The 17642-nt window shown below is 68.6% G+C and carries 12 protein-coding genes and 2 rRNA genes (1 of these 14 only partly in view); 5 read left to right on the forward strand and 9 right to left on the reverse strand.

Annotated features, from left to right (window positions below; translation table 11 throughout):
- Nucleotides 1–12 precede the first annotated feature (12 nt).
- From ACE4Q9_RS12245 to ACE4Q9_RS12275, 7 genes are all read right to left on the reverse strand, one after another.
- Entirely contained in the window at nt 13–960 is a 948-nt protein-coding gene (locus tag ACE4Q9_RS12245; protein ID WP_397984275.1) for a type II secretion system F family protein, read from the reverse strand.
- An 8-nt stretch (nt 961–968) separates the two neighbouring features.
- Nucleotides 969–2306, reverse strand: coding sequence for a CpaF family protein (locus ACE4Q9_RS12250; RefSeq protein WP_397984276.1), 1338 nt, complete (start codon nt 2304–2306; stop codon nt 969–971).
- 12 nt (nt 2307–2318) lie between these two features.
- Nucleotides 2319–2690, reverse strand: coding sequence for a TadE/TadG family type IV pilus assembly protein (locus tag ACE4Q9_RS12255; RefSeq protein WP_397984277.1), 372 nt, complete (start codon nt 2688–2690; stop codon nt 2319–2321).
- Nucleotide 2691: 1 nt separating this feature from the next.
- A complete protein-coding gene (locus ACE4Q9_RS12260; protein ID WP_397987191.1) occupies nt 2692–3021 on the reverse strand; it encodes a pilus assembly protein in 330 nt (109 codons plus the stop codon).
- Between the two features lie 100 nt (nt 3022–3121).
- Nucleotides 3122–4378, reverse strand: coding sequence for a CpaE family protein (locus ACE4Q9_RS12265; protein ID WP_397984278.1), 1257 nt, complete (start codon nt 4376–4378; stop codon nt 3122–3124).
- Between the two features lie 12 nt (nt 4379–4390).
- Nucleotides 4391–5104 (reverse strand): Flp pilus assembly protein CpaB, encoded by a 714-nt coding sequence (gene cpaB / locus ACE4Q9_RS12270; RefSeq protein ID WP_397984279.1) that lies wholly within the window; start codon nt 5102–5104, stop codon nt 4391–4393.
- A gap of 79 nt (nt 5105–5183) precedes the next feature.
- Nucleotides 5184–6044: a hypothetical protein gene (locus ACE4Q9_RS12275; protein ID WP_397984280.1), complete on the reverse strand. Its 861-nt coding sequence runs from the start codon at nt 6042–6044 to the stop codon at nt 5184–5186.
- Between the two features lie 257 nt (nt 6045–6301).
- On the opposite strand from ACE4Q9_RS12275, the gene ACE4Q9_RS12280 reads away from it, so the two are divergent.
- The 5 genes from ACE4Q9_RS12280 to ACE4Q9_RS12300 all read left to right on the forward strand — a co-directional run bounded on the left by ACE4Q9_RS12280 (nt 6302) and on the right by ACE4Q9_RS12300 (nt 15733).
- Nucleotides 6302–8026, forward strand: a complete 1725-nt coding sequence (locus ACE4Q9_RS12280) for a chitinase (protein ID WP_397984281.1) — start codon at nt 6302–6304, stop codon at nt 8024–8026.
- A gap of 139 nt (nt 8027–8165) precedes the next feature.
- Nucleotides 8166–8687 (forward strand): hypothetical protein, encoded by a 522-nt coding sequence (locus tag ACE4Q9_RS12285; protein ID WP_397984282.1) that lies wholly within the window; start codon nt 8166–8168, stop codon nt 8685–8687.
- Nucleotides 8684–9322: a hypothetical protein gene (locus tag ACE4Q9_RS12290; RefSeq protein WP_397984283.1), complete on the forward strand. Its 639-nt coding sequence runs from the start codon at nt 8684–8686 to the stop codon at nt 9320–9322. The genes ACE4Q9_RS12285 and ACE4Q9_RS12290 overlap by 4 nt, the downstream gene beginning before the upstream one ends.
- Nucleotides 9322–14085, forward strand: a complete 4764-nt coding sequence (locus tag ACE4Q9_RS12295) for a putative T7SS-secreted protein (protein WP_397984284.1) — start codon at nt 9322–9324, stop codon at nt 14083–14085. Before ACE4Q9_RS12290 ends, ACE4Q9_RS12295 begins: the two co-directional genes overlap by 1 nt.
- 424 nt (nt 14086–14509) lie before the next feature.
- Nucleotides 14510–15733 carry a DUF1266 domain-containing protein gene (locus tag ACE4Q9_RS12300; RefSeq protein ID WP_397984285.1) on the forward strand — a complete coding sequence of 408 codons (1224 nt, stop codon included), beginning with the start codon at nt 14510–14512 and terminating at the stop codon, nt 15731–15733.
- A gap of 126 nt (nt 15734–15859) precedes the next feature.
- On the opposite strand, the gene rrf is transcribed toward ACE4Q9_RS12300, so the two are convergent.
- Nucleotides 15860–15976, reverse strand: a 5S ribosomal RNA gene (gene rrf / locus ACE4Q9_RS12305).
- A 75-nt stretch (nt 15977–16051) separates the two neighbouring features.
- Nucleotides 16052–17642 (reverse strand): 23S ribosomal RNA (locus ACE4Q9_RS12310); it runs 1529 nt beyond the window's last position.

The raw sequence follows: 17642 nt of genomic DNA on the forward strand, positions 1-17642 counted from the left end.
GATCCTCCTCCCTCACACGTCGATGCGGCTGAGCCGCCGGATGAGGACGAACCCGACGGCGTACAGCGCGAACGCGACGAGCACACAGCCCTGGCCCACCGGGGAGCCGGTCATCCGGGCCAGGGCGCCGTCCCGGACGCCGTTCATCAGGAACAACGCGCCGACCCCGAGAACGGGCACGGCGTACGACGTCATGGTCACCTGGGAGAGCTGGGTGCGGACCTCGCGCCGGGTCTCCTTGCGCTCCTCCAGCGTCTCGGTGAGGTTGCGCAGCGCGGAGACGACCTGGCCACCGGCCCGGTTGGCCAGCACCAGCGTCGTCACCAGCACGACCAGTTCGCGCGACGGGAGGCGTTCGGCGAGTTCGCCGAGGGCGTCGTCCAGGGAGTGGCCGACCGCCAACTGGTCGGCCACCTTGACCAGTTCCTCCCCGGCCGGCGCCTCCAGCTCCTCCGCCGCCATGCCGATCGCGGTGCGCAGGGCGAGTCCCGCCTGGGTGGCGTTGGCCAGGATGCGGGCGAGTTCGGGGAGCTGGCCGATGAACCGCTCGATGCGCCTGCGCCGCTGCCAGTTGAGGAACTGCACCGCCGCCCAGACGCCCAGCAGCCCGGCGATCGGCCCGAAGAAGGGCGCGAGCGCGGCCTGGCCGAGGAGCCAGAGCGCGGCGACCGTGCCGAGTATGGCGGCACAGAACTCGCCCGGCGTGATGTCCAGCCCGGTGGTGGCGAGGCGCCGTTCGAGCCGGCGGCCGGGGCGGGTACGGCGCACCCGCCGGTCGAGGTCGCGGAAGTACCGCCTGCGTCCGGTGGCCGGGGCCGGCGGCCCGGTGTGCGAGAGGCGGTCCACCAGCTCGGCCCGCCGGGCCCGGCCACGGGCGTAGCTGTGCACGCCGATCACCGCGAGCACGCAGGTCAGCAGCGCCGCTGCGAGGGTGAGCTGGACGAGGGTGTGGAGTTCCATGCGGGGGCCTACCTGGCTTCTCGGGTGGCGAGCTGGTCGGCGGTGCGGGCGACGCCGAAGGCGCCGGGGACGGGCTGGCTCGCCATGTGCAGGCGGTCGGCGGTGCGGCGGGGCAGCGGGAAGTAGGCGAAGGCGCCGGGCACCCGGCCGTCCGCCGTCATCGGCTCCGCCTCGAAGCGGGCAGCGGTGGCCAGCCGGTACGGCTCCCCGCCATGGCTGTCCAGCAGCGCGATCTCGGTGATCCGGCGGGCGCCGTCGGCGAACCGGGTGAGCTGGACGATGACGTCGACCGCGCTGTTGATCTGGTCGTGCAGCGCGACGAACGGCACCTCCACGTCGGACATGGAGGCCAGCGTCTGGAGCCGGGTGAGGGCGTCCTCGGCGCTGTTGGCGTGCACGGTGGCCAGCGAGCCGTCGTGGCCGGTGGACATCGCCTGGAGCATGTCGAGGGACTCGCCGCCGCGGACCTCGCCGACCACGATCCGGTCGGGCCGCATCCGCAGCGAGTTGCGCACCAGGTCGCGGATGGTGATCTGACCCTTGCCCTCGACGTTCGGCGGCCGGGACTCCAGCCGGACCACATGGCTCTGCTGGAGCTGGAGTTCGGCGGAGTCCTCGATGGTGATGATCCGCTCGTGCGGCGGGATGAGCTCGGACAGGGCGTTGAGCAGGGTGGTCTTGCCGGTGCCGGTGGCGCCCGAGACGATGATGTTGAACTTCGCCCGCACCAGCCCCGCCAGCAGGTACACCATCGGCTCGGCCAGCGAGCCGAGCCCGATCAGCTCCTGGAGGGTGAAGGAGCGCGGGAAGCGGCGGATGGTGAGGACGGGTCCGGTCAGCGACAGCGGCGGGATGATGACGTTGACACGCTCGCCGGACGGCAGCCGCGCGTCCACCATCGGATTCGACTCGTCCACCCGGCGGTTGACGGTCGACACGATCCGCTCGATGGTCTGCATCAGCTGCTCGGCGGAGGCGAACCGCAGCGGCAACTGCTCGACGCGGCCGCCGCGTTCGACGAAGATCGCGTCCGCGCCGTTCACCATGATCTCGGTGATCGAGGCGTCCTCCAGGAGGGGTTCGAGGATGCCGAGGCCCAGCGCCTCGTCGACCACCCGCCGGATCAGCTGGGCGCGCTCCACCGTGGAGAGCACCGGGCCCTCGCGGCTGATGATGTGCCCGAGCACCCGCTCGAGGCGGCTGCGGCGCTCCGCGGCGGCCAGCGCGCCCATCTCCGCGAGGTCGATCTCCTCCAGCAGTTTGGCCCGGTAGGCGGCGACCAGATGCCCGTCCCCGCCCCGGCTGCCGTGGTCCTCCGGAGTGCTGATGCGTGCCCGCAGGCTCATGGTCCCGGCTCCTCAGTGGTCGAGCGGCATGGTCGCGGTCTTGGTGGCGTCCCCGAAGCTCCACACGATCTCCGGGATGCGGACGGTGGCGGTCACGGTCACGGAGCCGCCCCCGCCGCCCGCCGCGCAGCTCACGTCGAGCCCCCCGCTGACCGCCGCCGCGCACGCCTGCTGCGCGTCCTGCCGCAGCGACGCGGCCCGCGCCCCGGCTCGGGCCGCCGTACCGGCCTGCTCGGCGGCGTAGGCGACGGCGCCGAGCTGGATGCCGGCGAGGGCGACGAGCAGCAACACGGGGAGGAACCCCAGGTATTCGATGGCGACTTGACCGCGGTCACGACGGCCGCGGCGGCCGCGGCGGTCACGGCGCCCGCTCGGGTACGGCATCTCAGTCCTTCGCCTCCTCCACCGCGCCGGCGTGGCCGTGCACCCGCGCCGGGAAGGCGAACAGGCCCGGAAAGAGCACCGGGACCTTGAGGGAGACGTCGGCCGTGACATAGCCGGACCCGCCGCAGCTCACCGTCGCGTCCCCCCGCCACGCCGCCGGCAGGTCCCCGCGCCCCGCCGCCGAACAGGCGGCCTGGCGCGCACCGCCCGGCGGCGCCGCCGTACCGGCCCGTACCGCCTCGTCCGCGGCGTTCCCGGCGAGCGTGAAGGTGTACCCGACGAGTACGGCCTGCCAGACCAGCACCAGGGTGAGCAGGATCAGCGGGGTCATGCCGAGGAACTCGATGCTCACCTGGCCCTGATCCGCGCCCCTTTTCGCCGCCGGTTCACTCCTCACCGGTTCGCTCGCCGCCGGTTCACTCCTCACCGGTTCACTCCTTCCGCCGCCGAAAGCCCCCACCGAGCGCCCCGGCGCGCGCACCACCCCGCGCCCCGCCCCGGTGCGCCCCCTCGGCCGCCCGCGCGAGCCCCAGCTCCCCCGCGAGCGCCCACAGCGCCTGCTTCACCGTGCTGCGGGCGTCCAGCTCATGCACCCGCCCCGCGTCCACCACCGCCTGAAGCTCCTTGAAGTTGGCGGGTACGGCGGTGCGCGCGAGCGCCGTACCGGTGATCCGCTGCACCAGCGCGGGCTGGATCTCGGTGTGCCGGCTCTGCCGGTTGACGACGACCGTGGTCTCCTCCGCCTTGCGGATCTGGAGCCGGTCCCACATCCGCACGGTCCGCTTGGCGGCGCGTACGGCGATCACGTCCGGGGTGGTGACCAGCAGCGCCGTGTCGGCCGTCTCGACCGCCGCCGCGCCCGCCCCGCCGAGCTGCGCGCCGCAGTCGATGACGACGACCTCGTAGCGCGAGCGCAGGGCGCGCACGATCCCGCGGGCCGCGCGCTCGGTGACCTCCTCGCCGCGCTCCCCCTCGCCAGGTGCGAGCAGCAGCGCGAGCCCGGTGTCATGGCGGAAGAGGGCGTCGGCGAGGACCCGCGGCGAGATGTCGCTGATGGCGGCGAGGTCGGCGACCGAGCGCCGGAACTGGACGTCCAGGTAGGAGGCGACGTCCCCGGTCTGGAGGTCGAGGTCGACCAGCGCGGTGGGCCGCCCAGACGCCTGTGCGGCGAGCGCGAGCTGTACGGCCGTGAGCGTGGCGCCGACACCTCCCTTGGCGCCGCTGACCGTGACGACCGTACCGCCGGGGCCGCCCGGTGCCTCGCCGCCGCCCTGGCCGAGATGGCGCCGTACCTCCGTCGACCACTGGGCGACCGTTTGCACCCGGCCGGCCAGTTCGTCGTACGACAGCGGGAGCGCGACCAGTCCGCGGGCGCCGGAGTCCATCGCGGCGGCGAACAGGCCGGGGCTCGCGTCGTGGCTGACGAGGATGACGCCGACGGCCGGGAAGCGCAGGGCGATCTCCCGGATCAGCTCCAACGCCGGTACGGGACCGATGCGTTCATGGACGACGAGCACCTCGGGGAGTTCGTCCACGGACTCGGCGGCGAGCTGGGCGAGGGCGTCCACCAGCCGGGTGGAGTCGGTGACCGGCGGCTGCGGTTCGGCGTCGGGCAGCTGACTGAGCAGGGTGACGAGGGAGCGGACGGCGTCCGGGTCGGCGCCCGCCGGGAGGATCCTGGTCGGCATGCGGGCCGCCTCTCACTTGTCCGTCGCGAGTTCGTAGGTGCGGTCCTTGTCCGGGACGCCGGCCTCGCCGCCGGGGCCGACCAGCGCGAGCCGGACGCGCTGGGCGAAGGACTCGGCGTAGGTGATGCGCTGGGCGTCGAGGGTGGACAGCGCGAAGGTGATCGGGACGGCCTCACCGGGCTGCTGCTGGCCGCTGTTCTTGGCGGCGTCCGGGTCGAGGGCGGTGATCCGGCCGACGTCGAGGACGCGTGCGTCGGTCACGATGATCTTCGACTGGTCGGGGTCGCCCTCCTTCTTGCCCGCGAAGGTGGCGTAGACGTTGACCCGCGAACCGGGCGTGATCTGCCCCGCCACGCCCGTCGCCGCGTCGATCATGATGGCGACCTCCTGCTGTCCTGGCTGGAGGGCGGGCTGGTCCACGATCATGTCGCTCTGCAGCAGGGACCCGGCGCGCAGCGTGGTGACGGCGATCTTCCCCTGGAGCTGCCGCAGATCGGTGACCGCGGTCCCGGACAGCCACCGCTTGGGCATCCTGACCTTCTCGAACTGGCCTGCGTCCAGGGCGGTGTACGGCTTGACGTCGGAGCGGACCCGGTAGGCGGTGACCTCAGGGCCGACCTTGGAGTCGACGTCGTGGACGACGGAGAGCACGCCGGCGAACGCGAGCAGAGCGCACAGGACCGACAGGAGCAGGAGGATCACGCCGCGGCGCTGACGGGAGTTCATGAACCGTGCAACCTCATTGGGGGGAGTCGGTCGTTCGGGATATGGACGTGCGGGTCGTGGTCCGGCGGCCGTCCTCGGTTCAGGCGGGCGTGCGGGGCTCCAGGGCCCGCGGGGCGGGCGGTTCGTGGACGGGCGGGACTGCGGAGCAGAAGACGCAGCGGTCGCCGATGACGTCGAGCCCGCACCAGTGGCAGCTCGACTGCCTTACAGAGGCGACGAGTTGGTACAGCACGGACAGATCGTCGAGGTGGGCGCAGAACTCGACCACGCGGCCGGTCCCCCACCACGCGCGGGACTCGGCGGGCAGCGCGGTCTCCCGCACCCCCTGTACCTGCCACGCGGCCCCGAGTCCGGCGGCCCACTCGCCGGGCAGCTGCCCCTTCGCGAGGAGCATCCAGGTGGGGAACTCGGGCCCCTTGAGGGTGGCTTCGGGCGCGACCTTGACGAGCTGCGGCTCGGGATGGGCGAGTACGGCGAACTGGCTGCCCGGCACCCAGGACCTGGCGTGCGCCTTCAGTCCGACCGGCACCCGGTCGAGCCGGGCGACGGAGCCGAGGACCGCGCCGGCGTGGATGTAGTGGGCGAGCAGCCGACCGGCGCAGGCGAGCACGCCGGGACCGAGATCACAGGTGGCGAGCTGCCGTAACTGGCGCCCCAGCACGGCGACTCCGAGCGGCGGCAGCTCCGGTCGCAGCAGCGCGACCCGGTCGCTCTCCAGCAGCGAGCGCAGGGTGTACAGGCGCCGTACGACCGGCTCCGGGGTGGCCGCCGAGCACAGGACGACGACATGGCCGTAGTTTTCGATGACCTCGCTCAGTTCGGTGAGCGCGTGGTCGAGGGGGTGCCGGTCGAGCCCGGCCAGCACGACGGCGGGCATGGTGCGTTCGTCCTGTGGCGGCAGCGCCAGGTCGGCACTGGTCACGGCAATGGCAGTTGGCACGCCCCGCTCCCCGGTGACTTCACTGCGTGACTACCTGAGCACTGTATCCACGCGTGCGGGGCGGGAGAACAGCGTTGGTGAAGCACATGTGGAACTCGCCGGGGGCAAGTCCCCGCAAACCGGGGCATGTTGCGAAACCGGCCGACCACCGCGTCGGTCTGGACCTCTTGACAGCAGGATTGGTCTGGACCAACTTGTCTGTGCACCGGTGGCCACCGGCTCCGCCCCCACTCCGACTCCCCTCCCCGGAGGTCCCCGTGGACCGCGCACCAGGCACCCCCAGACCACCCCGCCGCCGGCTGGCGGCATGGTCCGCCGCCGTCACCCTCGCTCTCGCCGCCGCCGGCCTCGCCGCGACCGCGGCCCCGGCGTCCGCGGCGGACGTCAACAACGTCGTCAACGCCGGCTTCGAGTCCGGCCTGTCGAACTGGACCTGCTCGGCGGGCAGCGGCACGACCGTCTCCTCCCCGGTCCACTCCGGCACCAGCGCCCTGAAGGCGACCCCCGCCGGCCAGGACGACGCCCAGTGCACCCAGACGGTCGCCGTCAAGCCCAACTCCTCGTACACCCTGAGCGCCTGGGTCCAGGGCGGCTACACCTACCTGGGCGTGACGGGCACGGGCACCACGGACGTCTCCACCTGGACGCCGGACACGAGCGCCTGGAAGCAGCTGTCGACGTCGTTCACCACGGGCGCGTCCACCACCTCGGTCACCCTCTACACGCACGGGTGGTACGGCCAGGCCGCCTACTACGCCGACGACGTCTCCCTCTACGGCCCCGACGGCGGCGGCACCGGCACCCCGTCCCCCACCGTCCCGGCCGCCCCCACCGGCCTCGCGGTCTCCGCCACCACCTCGTCCTCCGCCACCCTGACCTGGTCCACCTCCTCGGGCGCGACCGGCTACACCGTGTACGAGAACGGCGCGAAGGTCTCCTCCACCACCGGCACCTCGACCACCGTCACGGGCCTGTCCCCCGCCACCTCGTACTCCTTCCAGGTGACGGCGACGAACGCGGCGGGCGAGTCGCAGAAGTCGGCGGCGGTGACGGCGACCACCGCCTCGACCGGCGGCGGCGGAAACACCGGCGGCTCCCTCCCGAAGCACGCGGTGACGGGCTACTGGCAGAACTTCAACAACGGCGCCAAGGTGCAGAAGATCTCCGACGTGCCCGCCGCCTACGACATCATCGCGGTGGCCTTCGCAGACGCGTCCACGACGCCGGGCGCGGTCACCTTCACCCTGGACTCGGCCGACCTCGGCGGCTACACGGTCGACCAGTTCAAGGCGGACATCAAGGCCAAGCAGGCGGCCGGCAAGAAGGTCGTCATCTCGATCGGCGGCCAGAACGGCACGATCTCGGTCAGCGACTCCGCCTCCGCCACGAACTTCGCGAACTCCGTCTACTCCCTGATGCAGACGTACGGCTTCGACGGCGTCGACATCGACCTGGAGAACGGCCTCAACTCGACGTACATGACCCAGGCCCTGCGCGCGCTGTCCGCGAAGGCGGGCCCCTCTCTGATCATCACGATGGCCCCGCAGACGATCGACATGCAGTCGACGTCCGCTTCCTACTTCCAGACGGCCCTGAACGTGAAGGACATCCTCACGGTCGTCAACACCCAGTACTACAACAGCGGTTCCATGCTGGGCTGCGACGGAAAGGTCTACAGCCAGGGCACGGTCGACTTCCTCACCGCCCTCGCCTGCATCCAGCTCCAGGGCGGCCTCGCCCCCTCCCAGATCGGCCTGGGCCTCCCCGCCTCCACCAGCGCGGCCGGCAGCGGCTACGTCTCCCCCTCGGTGGTGGACAACGCCCTCGACTGCCTCACCGCCGGCACCAACTGCGGCACCTTCAAACCCGCCAAGACCTACCCCGACCTGCGCGGCGCCATGACCTGGTCCACCAACTGGGACGCCTCCTCGGGCAACACCTGGTCCACCACGGTGGGCTCCCACGTCCACGCACTGCCGTGATCTGACACCCGCCACCTGGCGCCCGGCCTCCCCCGCGGAGTCCGGGCGCCCCGCGCATTCCGGCCACCCCCGCCCGATTCGCGTTGCGACCGGCAATGGGCCAATGTGATGCTCTGGGCAGGATCGGCCAGGGGGCGGGATGAATTCGACGGAAGAGACGCGCAGGTCACGGCTCTCCGATTACGCGGAGATGACGGGAGCCGCCGAGCGGGAGCACAAGGAGACACCGCCGGACGAAGGCGCCTCTTCGCCGCTGACCGGAAACTCCCTTGGCCCTTCCTCCGATGACGAGTTGGAGCGCGGCCTGCGTGAATTCGCCGTCCGGCTGGGCGAATTCCGCCGGACCGCGGTCCTCGTACCCGTGGACGAGCACGGCGTGCCCCTGACGGGCGACTACGGCGGCGTCCGCTGGATCTACGCCTTCTCCAGCGAAGCCGCCCTGGCCCGGTACGCGCTGGCCCGCGGCGAGGGCGACCGGGAATGGCCGTACCAGAAGTGGCTGGGCGCACGGCTGCTGGACGCCGCGGTGCCCGCCGTCGGGGTGCCGTGCGGGGTCGCGCTGGACGTGGGCGGCGCGGGCGCGCTGTTCCCGCCGGTGGCGGGGATCGTGCCGGACCGCGCGGCGGTGGACGTGGCGTCAGAACTGGGAGCAGCCAGGTGAGCGGCGACGGCAAGGACTTGAAGACCGAGGGCCTGGCGCTGATCACCAAGGGCCTGAACGACGCTCTTGGCGAGTTGAAGGAGCTGGGTCTCGTCTATGTGGCGGACACCGGCCGGGGCTTCGACAAAATCGCCCTGACCGGGACGCAGTTGGGCCACGACGGACTGACCGGCGCGTTCAAGTCGTTCTGCGAGCGCTGGGAGTGGGGCGTGCGCGCGCTGATCGACGAGGGCAGCGGCTTCGCGGTGAAGACGGGCCTGGCGGCGGGCACGTACTACGACACCGAGAACTACGTGGACGGCACGTTCAAGGACGTCGCCAACGCGGTGATCGGCAACCCCGATGCCGCCGAGTCGGACGTGGAGAAGATGAGCTGGGGAGACATCCTCAAGTCCAGCCCGTACGGCGGAAATGTGGACTACAGCGAGAAGTCCTTCGACGAGGCGTGGGCGAACAGCAAGCAGGGCTGGTACGACGACACACGCGACTTCATGGAGTCACCGACCGCGAAGGCCGTAGGCATGAAGCCGAGCGGGATGTCGGACGCGGAGTACCACAAGCTGCTCGCCGGTGCCTTCGGTCCCTCCCCCGAGGACCGCGCCGCAGCCGCCCAGCGGCAGGGCGGTGCGGGCTGATGGGACTGGGCGAACTCGGCAAGATCACCAACACCGTCCTCGGCGCCGGCGAGGAGACGTGGGAGGCGGGCAAGAAGAAGGTCGGCGAGGGCGTCGACTGGGCCGCGCACAAGGTGGGCGGCGAACTGGAGCACGTCGGCCTGCACAAGTGGGCGGACAAGGTCGAGGACGCGGGCGACGAACTCGCCTCCTACCTCGGCGCCACGCCCGGCGAGAAGCAGCTCGGCGAGACGGACGACCCGCAGCAGCTCCTCCACGGCGACCCCGAGCGCATCCGCGTCAGCGCCGGACACCTCAGCGATTTCCACGCCGCCTTCGACAAGGTCGCTCAGGGGATGCGCAAGGTCGACTCCTCCGGCTGGGAAGGCGAGGGCGGGGACACCTTCCGCGAGAAGTTCGGCATGCACCCGGCGAAGTGGGCCAACGCGGCAGAGGCGTGCCTCGGCGCGGCGAAGGCCCTGGACTCGTACGCGGACACCGTCAAGTGGGCCCAGAGTCAGGCCAAGGAGGCCGTCGAGCTCTACAAGAAGGGCACGAAGGCGTCCAAGGACGCGGTCGAGGCGTACAACAAGAGGGCCGACGCCTACAACGCCAAGGTCAAGGCACACCAGGATCCGGGTCCCAAACCGGGACCCTTCCACGACCCGGGCAAGGCCGACGTTGACGCGGCCGTGCACAAGCTCACCGCCGCCCGCAAACAGCGCGACACCGTGGCCACGGAGGCCCAGGGGAAGATCAAGACGGCCCTCGCCCACGCCCCGGCCGAGCCTCCCCCGCTGACCCGGCTGCGCCACAACCTCGAAGACGGCTACATGCAGGTCGACAGCGAGGCGGTCCACTTCATGGGCGGCGTCGTCAAGGGCACGGCGGGCCTGTACACCTTCGTCCGCGCCGCCAACCCCATCGACCTCTACAACATCACGCACCCGGCCAACTACCTCCAGCACGTCAGCATGACCCTCAGCGGTCTGGTCGGCACCGGTCTGCATCCCGACACCGCGCTGAAGGGCATGTGGTCCGACTTCAGGAAGGACCCGTCCGAGTTCGGCGGCCGCCTGCTGCCCCAGCTCCTCGCCGGCGACGGCGCCGGCCTGGAGGTGGGCCTGTCGCGCGACGTGCTGGCCGCGGGGATGCGTTCGGCTGCCGAGAACACGCTGAAGGACGGCGCGCGGACCGGCGTGGAGGACGCGGGAAGGGCGACCGCACGGGACACGGTGCGCGAAGACCCGCACCAGCCCTCCCGCGAGCAGGAGTCGGTGTCGAGTAAGGGCACCGACCCCATCGACCTCGCCACCGGCAGGATGTACCTCCCGCAGACCGACGTCACCCTCCCCGGCGCCCTCCCCCTGCTCCTCAAACGGCGGGCGGAGTCCGGCTACCACCTGGGCCGCTGGTTCGGCCCCTCGTGGTCGTCCACACTGGACCAGCGCCTGGAGATCGACGCGGAGGGCGTCGTGTTCGTCACGGAGGACGGCCTCCTCCTGTCGTACCCCCACCCCGCACCGGGCCTGCCGACCCTGCCCAGCCACGGCCCCCGCCGGCCGCTCGACCGCGTGGACGGCGGCTACACCATCACCGACCCGGAGACGCGCCGCACCTGGCACTTCGCCGACCGGACCGCGGGTCTGGCGGTCCTGGAGCAGGTGGACGACCGCAACGGCAACTGGATCACCTTCGAGTACGACGCCGAAGGCACCCCGCTGGCCGTGGTCACGAGCGCAGGACAGGGCGTCCGCATCACCACCGACTCGGGCCGCGTCACGTCGTACCGCCTGGCGGCGACGGGTGAGGAACTCAAGCGCTTCGCCTACACCGACGGGAACCTCACCGAGGTCGTCAACTCCTCGGGCCTGCCCCTGCGTTTCGGCTACGACGACCGCGGCCGGATCACGTCCTGGACGGACACGAACGACCGCTCCTACACGTACGAGTACGACCACCGGGACCGCTGCGTGGCGGAGGGCGGCGCCGCCGGCCACATGACGCTGCGCCTGACCTACGGCGACCGTGACCCGAGCACGGGCCTGCGCACGACGACGGCGACGACCGCCGCGGGCCACACCCGCCGCTACCTGGTCAACGACGTGTGGCAGGTGGTCGCCGAGAACGACCCCCTGGGCGCGACCACGAGCCACGTCCGGGACCGCTACAACCGCCTGCTGTCCACGACGGACCCGCTGGGCCACACCACGTCGTTCCGCTACGACGAGTCGGGCAACCTCACCTCGGTCGTCCGCCCGGACGGCCGGGAGGCGCGGGCGGAGTACGACGACCTGGGCCTTCCGGTGAAACTGGTGAACCCGGACGGTACGACCGTCCGGCAGAGCTTCGACACCCGCGGCAACCGCACCTCGGTGACCGACCCCGCGGGCCGGACGACCCGCTTCACCTACGACGAGTCCGGCCACCTGACCTCGGTGACCGACCCCCTGGGCCATACGACGACGCTCGTGTGCGACCGCGCGGGCCTCCCCCTGACCGTGACCGACCCCCTGGGCGCGGTCACCCGCTACGTCCGGGACCCGTTCGGCCGCCCGGTCACGATCACGGACCCGACCGGCGCCACGACCCACCTGGAGTGGACGACCGAGGGCCACCTGACACGCCGTACAGCCCCCGACGGCACGACGGAGACGTGGACGTACGACGGCGAGGGCAACTGCACGACCCACACCGACGCGCTGGGCGGCGTCACCCGCTTCGAGTACACCCACTTCGACCTGCTGTCGGCCCGCACGGGCCCCGACGGGGTGCGCTACGAGTTCACCCACGACGCGGAACTGCGCCTGACCAAGGTCACCAACCCCCAGGGCCTGACCTGGGACTACACCTACGACGCGGCCGGCCGCCTGCTCGCGGAGACGGACTTCGACAACCGCACCCTGACCTACGCGTACGACCCGGCGGGCCGCCTGACCTCCCGCCGCAACGCCCTCGGCGAGGTCGTGTCCTTCGAACGCAACGAACTCGGCCAGACGCTCCGCAAGAACGCGGCCGGCCAGGTGACGACGTACGCGTACGACCTGACCGACCAACTGGCCCAGGCCACCGGCCCCGACGGCACCACACTCACCCTGCTCCGCGACCGCCACGGCCGCCTGCGCTCGGAGACGGTCGACGGCCGCACACTGACCTACACCTACGACGAGCTGGGCCGCCGCACGGGCCGCACCACGCCGACCGGTGCCGTCACCACCTGGTCCTACGACGCAGCCGGCCGCCGCACCGGGATGGTGGCGTCGGGCCGCCCGATCGACTTCACCTACGACGAGGCGGGCCGCGAACTGACCCGCCACATCGCCGGGACGGTCACCCTCGCCCACACCTTCGACCCACTGGGCCGCCTGACCGCCCAATCGGTGACGGGCGCGGACGACGCCCTGCTCCAGCACCGCTCCTACACCTACCGCGCCGACGGCAACCTGACCGGCATCGACGACCACCTCTCGGGCCCCCGTCGCTTCGACCTGGACGCGACCGGCAGGGTCACGGCAGTCCACGCGGCCGGCTGGACCGAACGCTACGCATACGACGAGGCCGGCAACCAGACCGACGCGACCTGGCCCTCCGGCCACCCGGGCACGGAAGCGACCGGCCCCCGCACCTACGACGGCACCCGCATCCTGCGCGCCGGCAACGTCCGCTACGAACACGACGCCCTGGGCCGCATCACCCTCCGCCAGAAAACCCGCCTGTCGAGGAAGCCGGACACCTGGCGCTACTCATGGGACCCCGAAGACCGCCTGACCTCGGTCACCACCCCCGACGGCACCCACTGGCGCTACACCTACGACCCCCTGGGCCGCCGCACGGCCAAACTCCGCCTGGCTGCGGACGGGGAGACGGTCCTGGAGCAGGTGACCTTCACCTGGGACGGCACGACTCTCTGCGAACAGACGACAACCTCCCCGTCCCTCCCCCACCCGGTGACCCTCACCTGGGACCACCAGGGCCTGCGCCCCCTCTCCCAAACCGAACGCATTACGTCGGCCAACACTCCCCAGGAGGAAATCGACTCCCGCTTCTTCGCCATCGTCACCGACCTGATCGGCACCCCGAACGAACTGATCGACGAACAAGGCAACCTCGCCTGGCGCACCCGAAGCACCCTCTGGGGAACAACGGCGTGGGCAACAGACAGCACGACATACACACCCCTACGCTTCCCAGGCCAGTACTACGACCCCGAAACAGGCCTCCACTACAACTACTTCCGCCACTACGACCCCGAGACTGCCCGTTACCTCACCTCGGATCCCCTGGGACTTGCCCCGGCGCCCAATCCCGTTGTCTACGTCGGTAACCCTCACGCGTGGAGCGACCCTCTCGGCCTCTCCCCTTGCAAAGCAGCCAACTCGGGCGAGCGAGAAGCCCGCGGGGTAGCCCAGGGAGGCGTCGAGCGGACACTAGACAACTCGCTCGACAAAGACACATATCTACAGGACGTAGCCAAAAAATACGGAATCAACCTACGGGGTTCCGGTCAACAAATCTCCGTCATTTATGATCCCGATCTGAATCCTGGCACTCTAGGTGTTACACGCGGCGCCGAGGGCGGAAGGGTCATCAGGGTAGGCCCCGACGGGATAATTGACGACACCACCGCAGCCAATACCATCGCCCACGAGTTGGCTCACGCTCGTTACTGGCTCAAGCATGGAACGTTCGACGGGGAAGTGCACGGCCACGGTGGTTCCATGGCAGACGGCACGCCCTACGGGTCAGGCAATGCCCTACAAGACTGGATTGAAGGGAATCGATGAACGAAAAGTCTCCATGGCGCGAAACAGACGCTGCAATGCACTCGCTCTGGCGCAGCACTTTCAACCAGGACTGGAAGGGAAGCGACCTTTCCGCAAAATGCCCGGTGTGCAATCAAGAAACACTGCATCGCTGGTACCTTCAAGAAGACAGCGACAGTCGAGTTCTTCGCGGAGTAGAGTTCTCAGGACGGGGCCGTCTCTGGGAATGGTGCAGCACCTGTCACACATTCGAATACTATCCAGATGGATTCGTGCCGGCCTGGTGGACTCCGCCATACGAGGTGGGAAATGAAGACCTCGCTTACGATCCGCAAGCGATCGAAGCGCGTCGCCAAGAGACCCAAAAGTAAACGATATCGAGATTACTCATCATGAGATTTCTCCCCTACGCAGCTCGGGCGAAAAGAGAAAGGTGGCGCGACTGATGTCGACGCCTCCCGTATGGGTCCCTCCCTCAGAGATCGAACAGGCTCTGCTCGAGGCCAAAACGTGCGGAAACTGGGTAGCATACTTCAGTACGCTCGCGAAGCACGGGCTGTTCTTCGAGATACAAAAGGAAAAGGAGGATGCCAAGCCCGGCGCAACGCACCCAGTGTTCGGGTTCGATCCGCGAGTCGCTGGCGGTCGTGTCTGGGCTGTGTACACCCAGGGAATGCTTCCCGCACCGGAACCACACCGGGTGTTCGACTGGCGCCGTATTGACTGGTTTGCCAGGGTTTGGCAACCAACCGATCCGGCGGTGATTGCCGTCAATCCCGGCAGCCCGTGCGAGGCTTTCCTCCCGTCAGCTCCACCACACTCAGCCGCCTGGGCGCAATTCGAGGACGGATCTCCCGGCCCCAAACACTCCATGAGCCTGCGCACCCTTCGTTTCGGAGGCCCGCTGGCCGGCAGCGTCGCTCACGGCCTCGCGTGCGGCGCTCTCCTGTGCGTGAGCAACGGCTCCTTCTGGAACGCCATGGCTTGGCATGGCCAGGGCTACCCAGGCGAACGGAGGCGACTCCGAGAATGGTGGGACATCACCAATCGGGAAAATTGGATGGCGGCTTTGAACGGCCTCCTGGCCACTGAATCGCACAGCCCAGTCTGGGATTTCGCCCTCCGCCTGCGTCGCAGCATCGCCATGGACTTCGGCGGCCATGTGGACATCGGGTATTGGCGACAGGCCGTCGCCAAAGTCATCCGGGCAAACTCCGAAGGTTCCACGATGCTCACCGAGGAAGGCGTCACCAAGAGCCAGCCCCGCCCCGAATCCGAAATCGAGGCACAGATCGAGGGCGTACAGCGGCTCATCGGGCGTATCACCCGCTATGAGGCACGGATGCGCGCCGACGGCATACTAGATGATGGTCACTACGTCACTTCGGTCGACGCCTGGGACCTCGGGCGAGCCTCGAAGATGGCCCGGTGGGGGCTCGGAGCCCGGTTCGGGTCACTGAGAGAGGCCGAGACGGCTGTGGTCCAGGCTGGACGAGCCGCTGCTCTGTCGTACAAGTCTTGGCGAAGCTTCTCCGCCGGCTACATCCTCGGACGCAGCCTCCACTTCGACGAAGAGGAATTCGGCGACTGGTACCAGGACATGGCCGAAGCCCATCGCATCCTGATGACGACCCCGGACAGCCCCTGGCTCACGATTCCCTTCCGGTGAATCGCCTCAACTCCTAGCAGCCAGTCCGCACCACACGGACTTGCCGCGGTCGCCCATCTGACCGGATTTGGCCCCGGAATGCAGAAAACCCCCGCACCAATGGTGCGGGGGTTCCCCGGAATGATTGTTCGGCGGCGTCCTACTCTCCCACAGGGTCCCCCCTGCAGTACCATCGGCGCTGAAAGGCTTAGCTTCCGGGTTCGGAATGTAACCGGGCGTTTCCCTAACGCTATAACCACCGAAACACTATGAAACTATCAACAACCGGCACTTTGGTTGTTCGTGGTTTCAGAACCAACACAGTGGACGCGAGCAACTGAGGACAAGCCCTCGGCCTATTAGTACCGGTCACCTCCACCAGTCACCTGGCTTCCAGATCCGGCCTATCAACCCAGTCGTCTACTGGGAGCCTTACCCCATCAAGTGGGTGGGAGTCCTCATCTCGAAACAGGCTTCCCGCTTAGATGCTTTCAGCGGTTATCCCTCCCGAACGTAGCCAACCAGCCATGCCCTTGGCAGAACAACTGGCACACCAGAGGTTCGTCCGTCCCGGTCCTCTCGTACTAGGGACAGCCCTTCTCAAGACTCCTACGCGCACAGCGGATAGGGACCGAACTGTCTCACGACGTTCTAAACCCAGCTCGCGTACCGCTTTAATGGGCGAACAGCCCAACCCTTGGGACCGACTCCAGCCCCAGGATGCGACGAGCCGACATCGAGGTGCCAAACCATCCCGTCGATATGGACTCTTGGGGAAGATCAGCCTGTTATCCCCGGGGTACCTTTTATCCGTTGAGCGACGGCGCTTCCACAAGCCACCGCCGGATCACTAGTCCCGACTTTCGTCCCTGCTCGACCCGTCGGTCTCACAGTCAAGCTCCCTTGTGCACTTACACTCAACACCTGATTACCAACCAGGCTGAGGGAACCTTTGGGCGCCTCCGTTACCCTTTAGGAGGCAACCGCCCCAGTTAAACTACCCATCAGACACTGTCCCTGATCCGGATCACGGACCCAGGTTAGACATCCAGCACGACCAGACTGGTATTTCAACGACGACTCCACCCACACTGGCGTATGAGCTTCACAGTCTCCCAGCTATCCTACACAAGCCGAACCGAACACCAATATCAAACTGTAGTAAAGGTCCCGGGGTCTTTCCGTCCTGCTGCGCGAAACGAGCATCTTTACTCGTAGTGCAATTTCACCGGGCCTATGGTTGAGACAGTCGAGAAGTCGTTACGCCATTCGTGCAGGTCGGAACTTACCCGACAAGGAATTTCGCTACCTTAGGATGGTTATAGTTACCACCGCCGTTTACTGGCGCTTAAGTTCTCAGCTTCGCCCCACCGAAATGGAGCTAACCGGTCCCCTTAACGTTCCAGCACCGGGCAGGCGTCAGTCCGTATACATCGCCTTACGGCTTCGCACGGACCTGTGTTTTTAGTAAACAGTCGCTTCTCGCTGGTCTCTGCGGCCACCCCCAGCTCAGACCGTAAAGATCGTCACCAGGTGTGGCCCCCCTTCTCCCGAAGTTACGGGGGCATTTTGCCGAGTTCCTTAACCATAGTTCACCCGAACGCCTCGGTATTCTCTACCTGACCACCTGAGTCGGTTTAGGGTACGGGCCGCCATGAAACTCGCTAGAGGCTTTTCTCGACAGCATAGGATCATCCACTTCACCACAATCGGCTCGGCATCAGGTCTCACCCTTGATGAGTGGCGGATTTACCTACCACTCGGGCTATACCCTTACCCCGGGACAACCACCGCCCGGGATGGACTACCTTCCTGCGTCACCCCATCACTCACCTACTAACCGCTTGGTCCGGCGGCTCCACCACTCCCCTCAACTCCGAAGAGATCAGGGCGGCTTCACGGCCTTAGCATCACGATGCTCGATGTTTGA

Origin of the sequence: Streptomyces sp. AM6-12 (genome assembly GCF_044327085.1) — a bacterium.
GTDB lineage: Bacteria > Actinomycetota > Actinomycetes > Streptomycetales > Streptomycetaceae > Streptomyces.

Excerpts from the sequence above, each read along its gene's own strand:
- ACE4Q9_RS12255 (WP_397984277.1), bottom strand. The coding sequence starts at position 2,690 with ATGCCGTACCCGAGCGGGCGCCGTGACCGCCGCGGCCGCCGCGGCCGT.
- ACE4Q9_RS12285 (WP_397984282.1), top strand. The coding sequence starts at position 8,166 with ATGAATTCGACGGAAGAGACGCGCAGGTCACGGCTCTCCGATTACGCG.
- ACE4Q9_RS12250 (WP_397984276.1), bottom strand. The coding sequence starts at position 2,306 with ATGAGCCTGCGGGCACGCATCAGCACTCCGGAGGACCACGGCAGCCGG.
- ACE4Q9_RS12260 (WP_397987191.1), bottom strand. The coding sequence starts at position 3,021 with ATGACCCCGCTGATCCTGCTCACCCTGGTGCTGGTCTGGCAGGCCGTA.
- ACE4Q9_RS12295 (WP_397984284.1), top strand. The coding sequence starts at position 9,322 with ATGGGACTGGGCGAACTCGGCAAGATCACCAACACCGTCCTCGGCGCC.
- ACE4Q9_RS12300 (WP_397984285.1), top strand. The coding sequence starts at position 14,510 with ATGTCGACGCCTCCCGTATGGGTCCCTCCCTCAGAGATCGAACAGGCT.
- cpaB (WP_397984279.1), bottom strand. The coding sequence starts at position 5,104 with ATGAACTCCCGTCAGCGCCGCGGCGTGATCCTCCTGCTCCTGTCGGTC.
- ACE4Q9_RS12245 (WP_397984275.1), bottom strand. The coding sequence starts at position 960 with ATGGAACTCCACACCCTCGTCCAGCTCACCCTCGCAGCGGCGCTGCTG.
- ACE4Q9_RS12265 (WP_397984278.1), bottom strand. The coding sequence starts at position 4,378 with ATGCCGACCAGGATCCTCCCGGCGGGCGCCGACCCGGACGCCGTCCGC.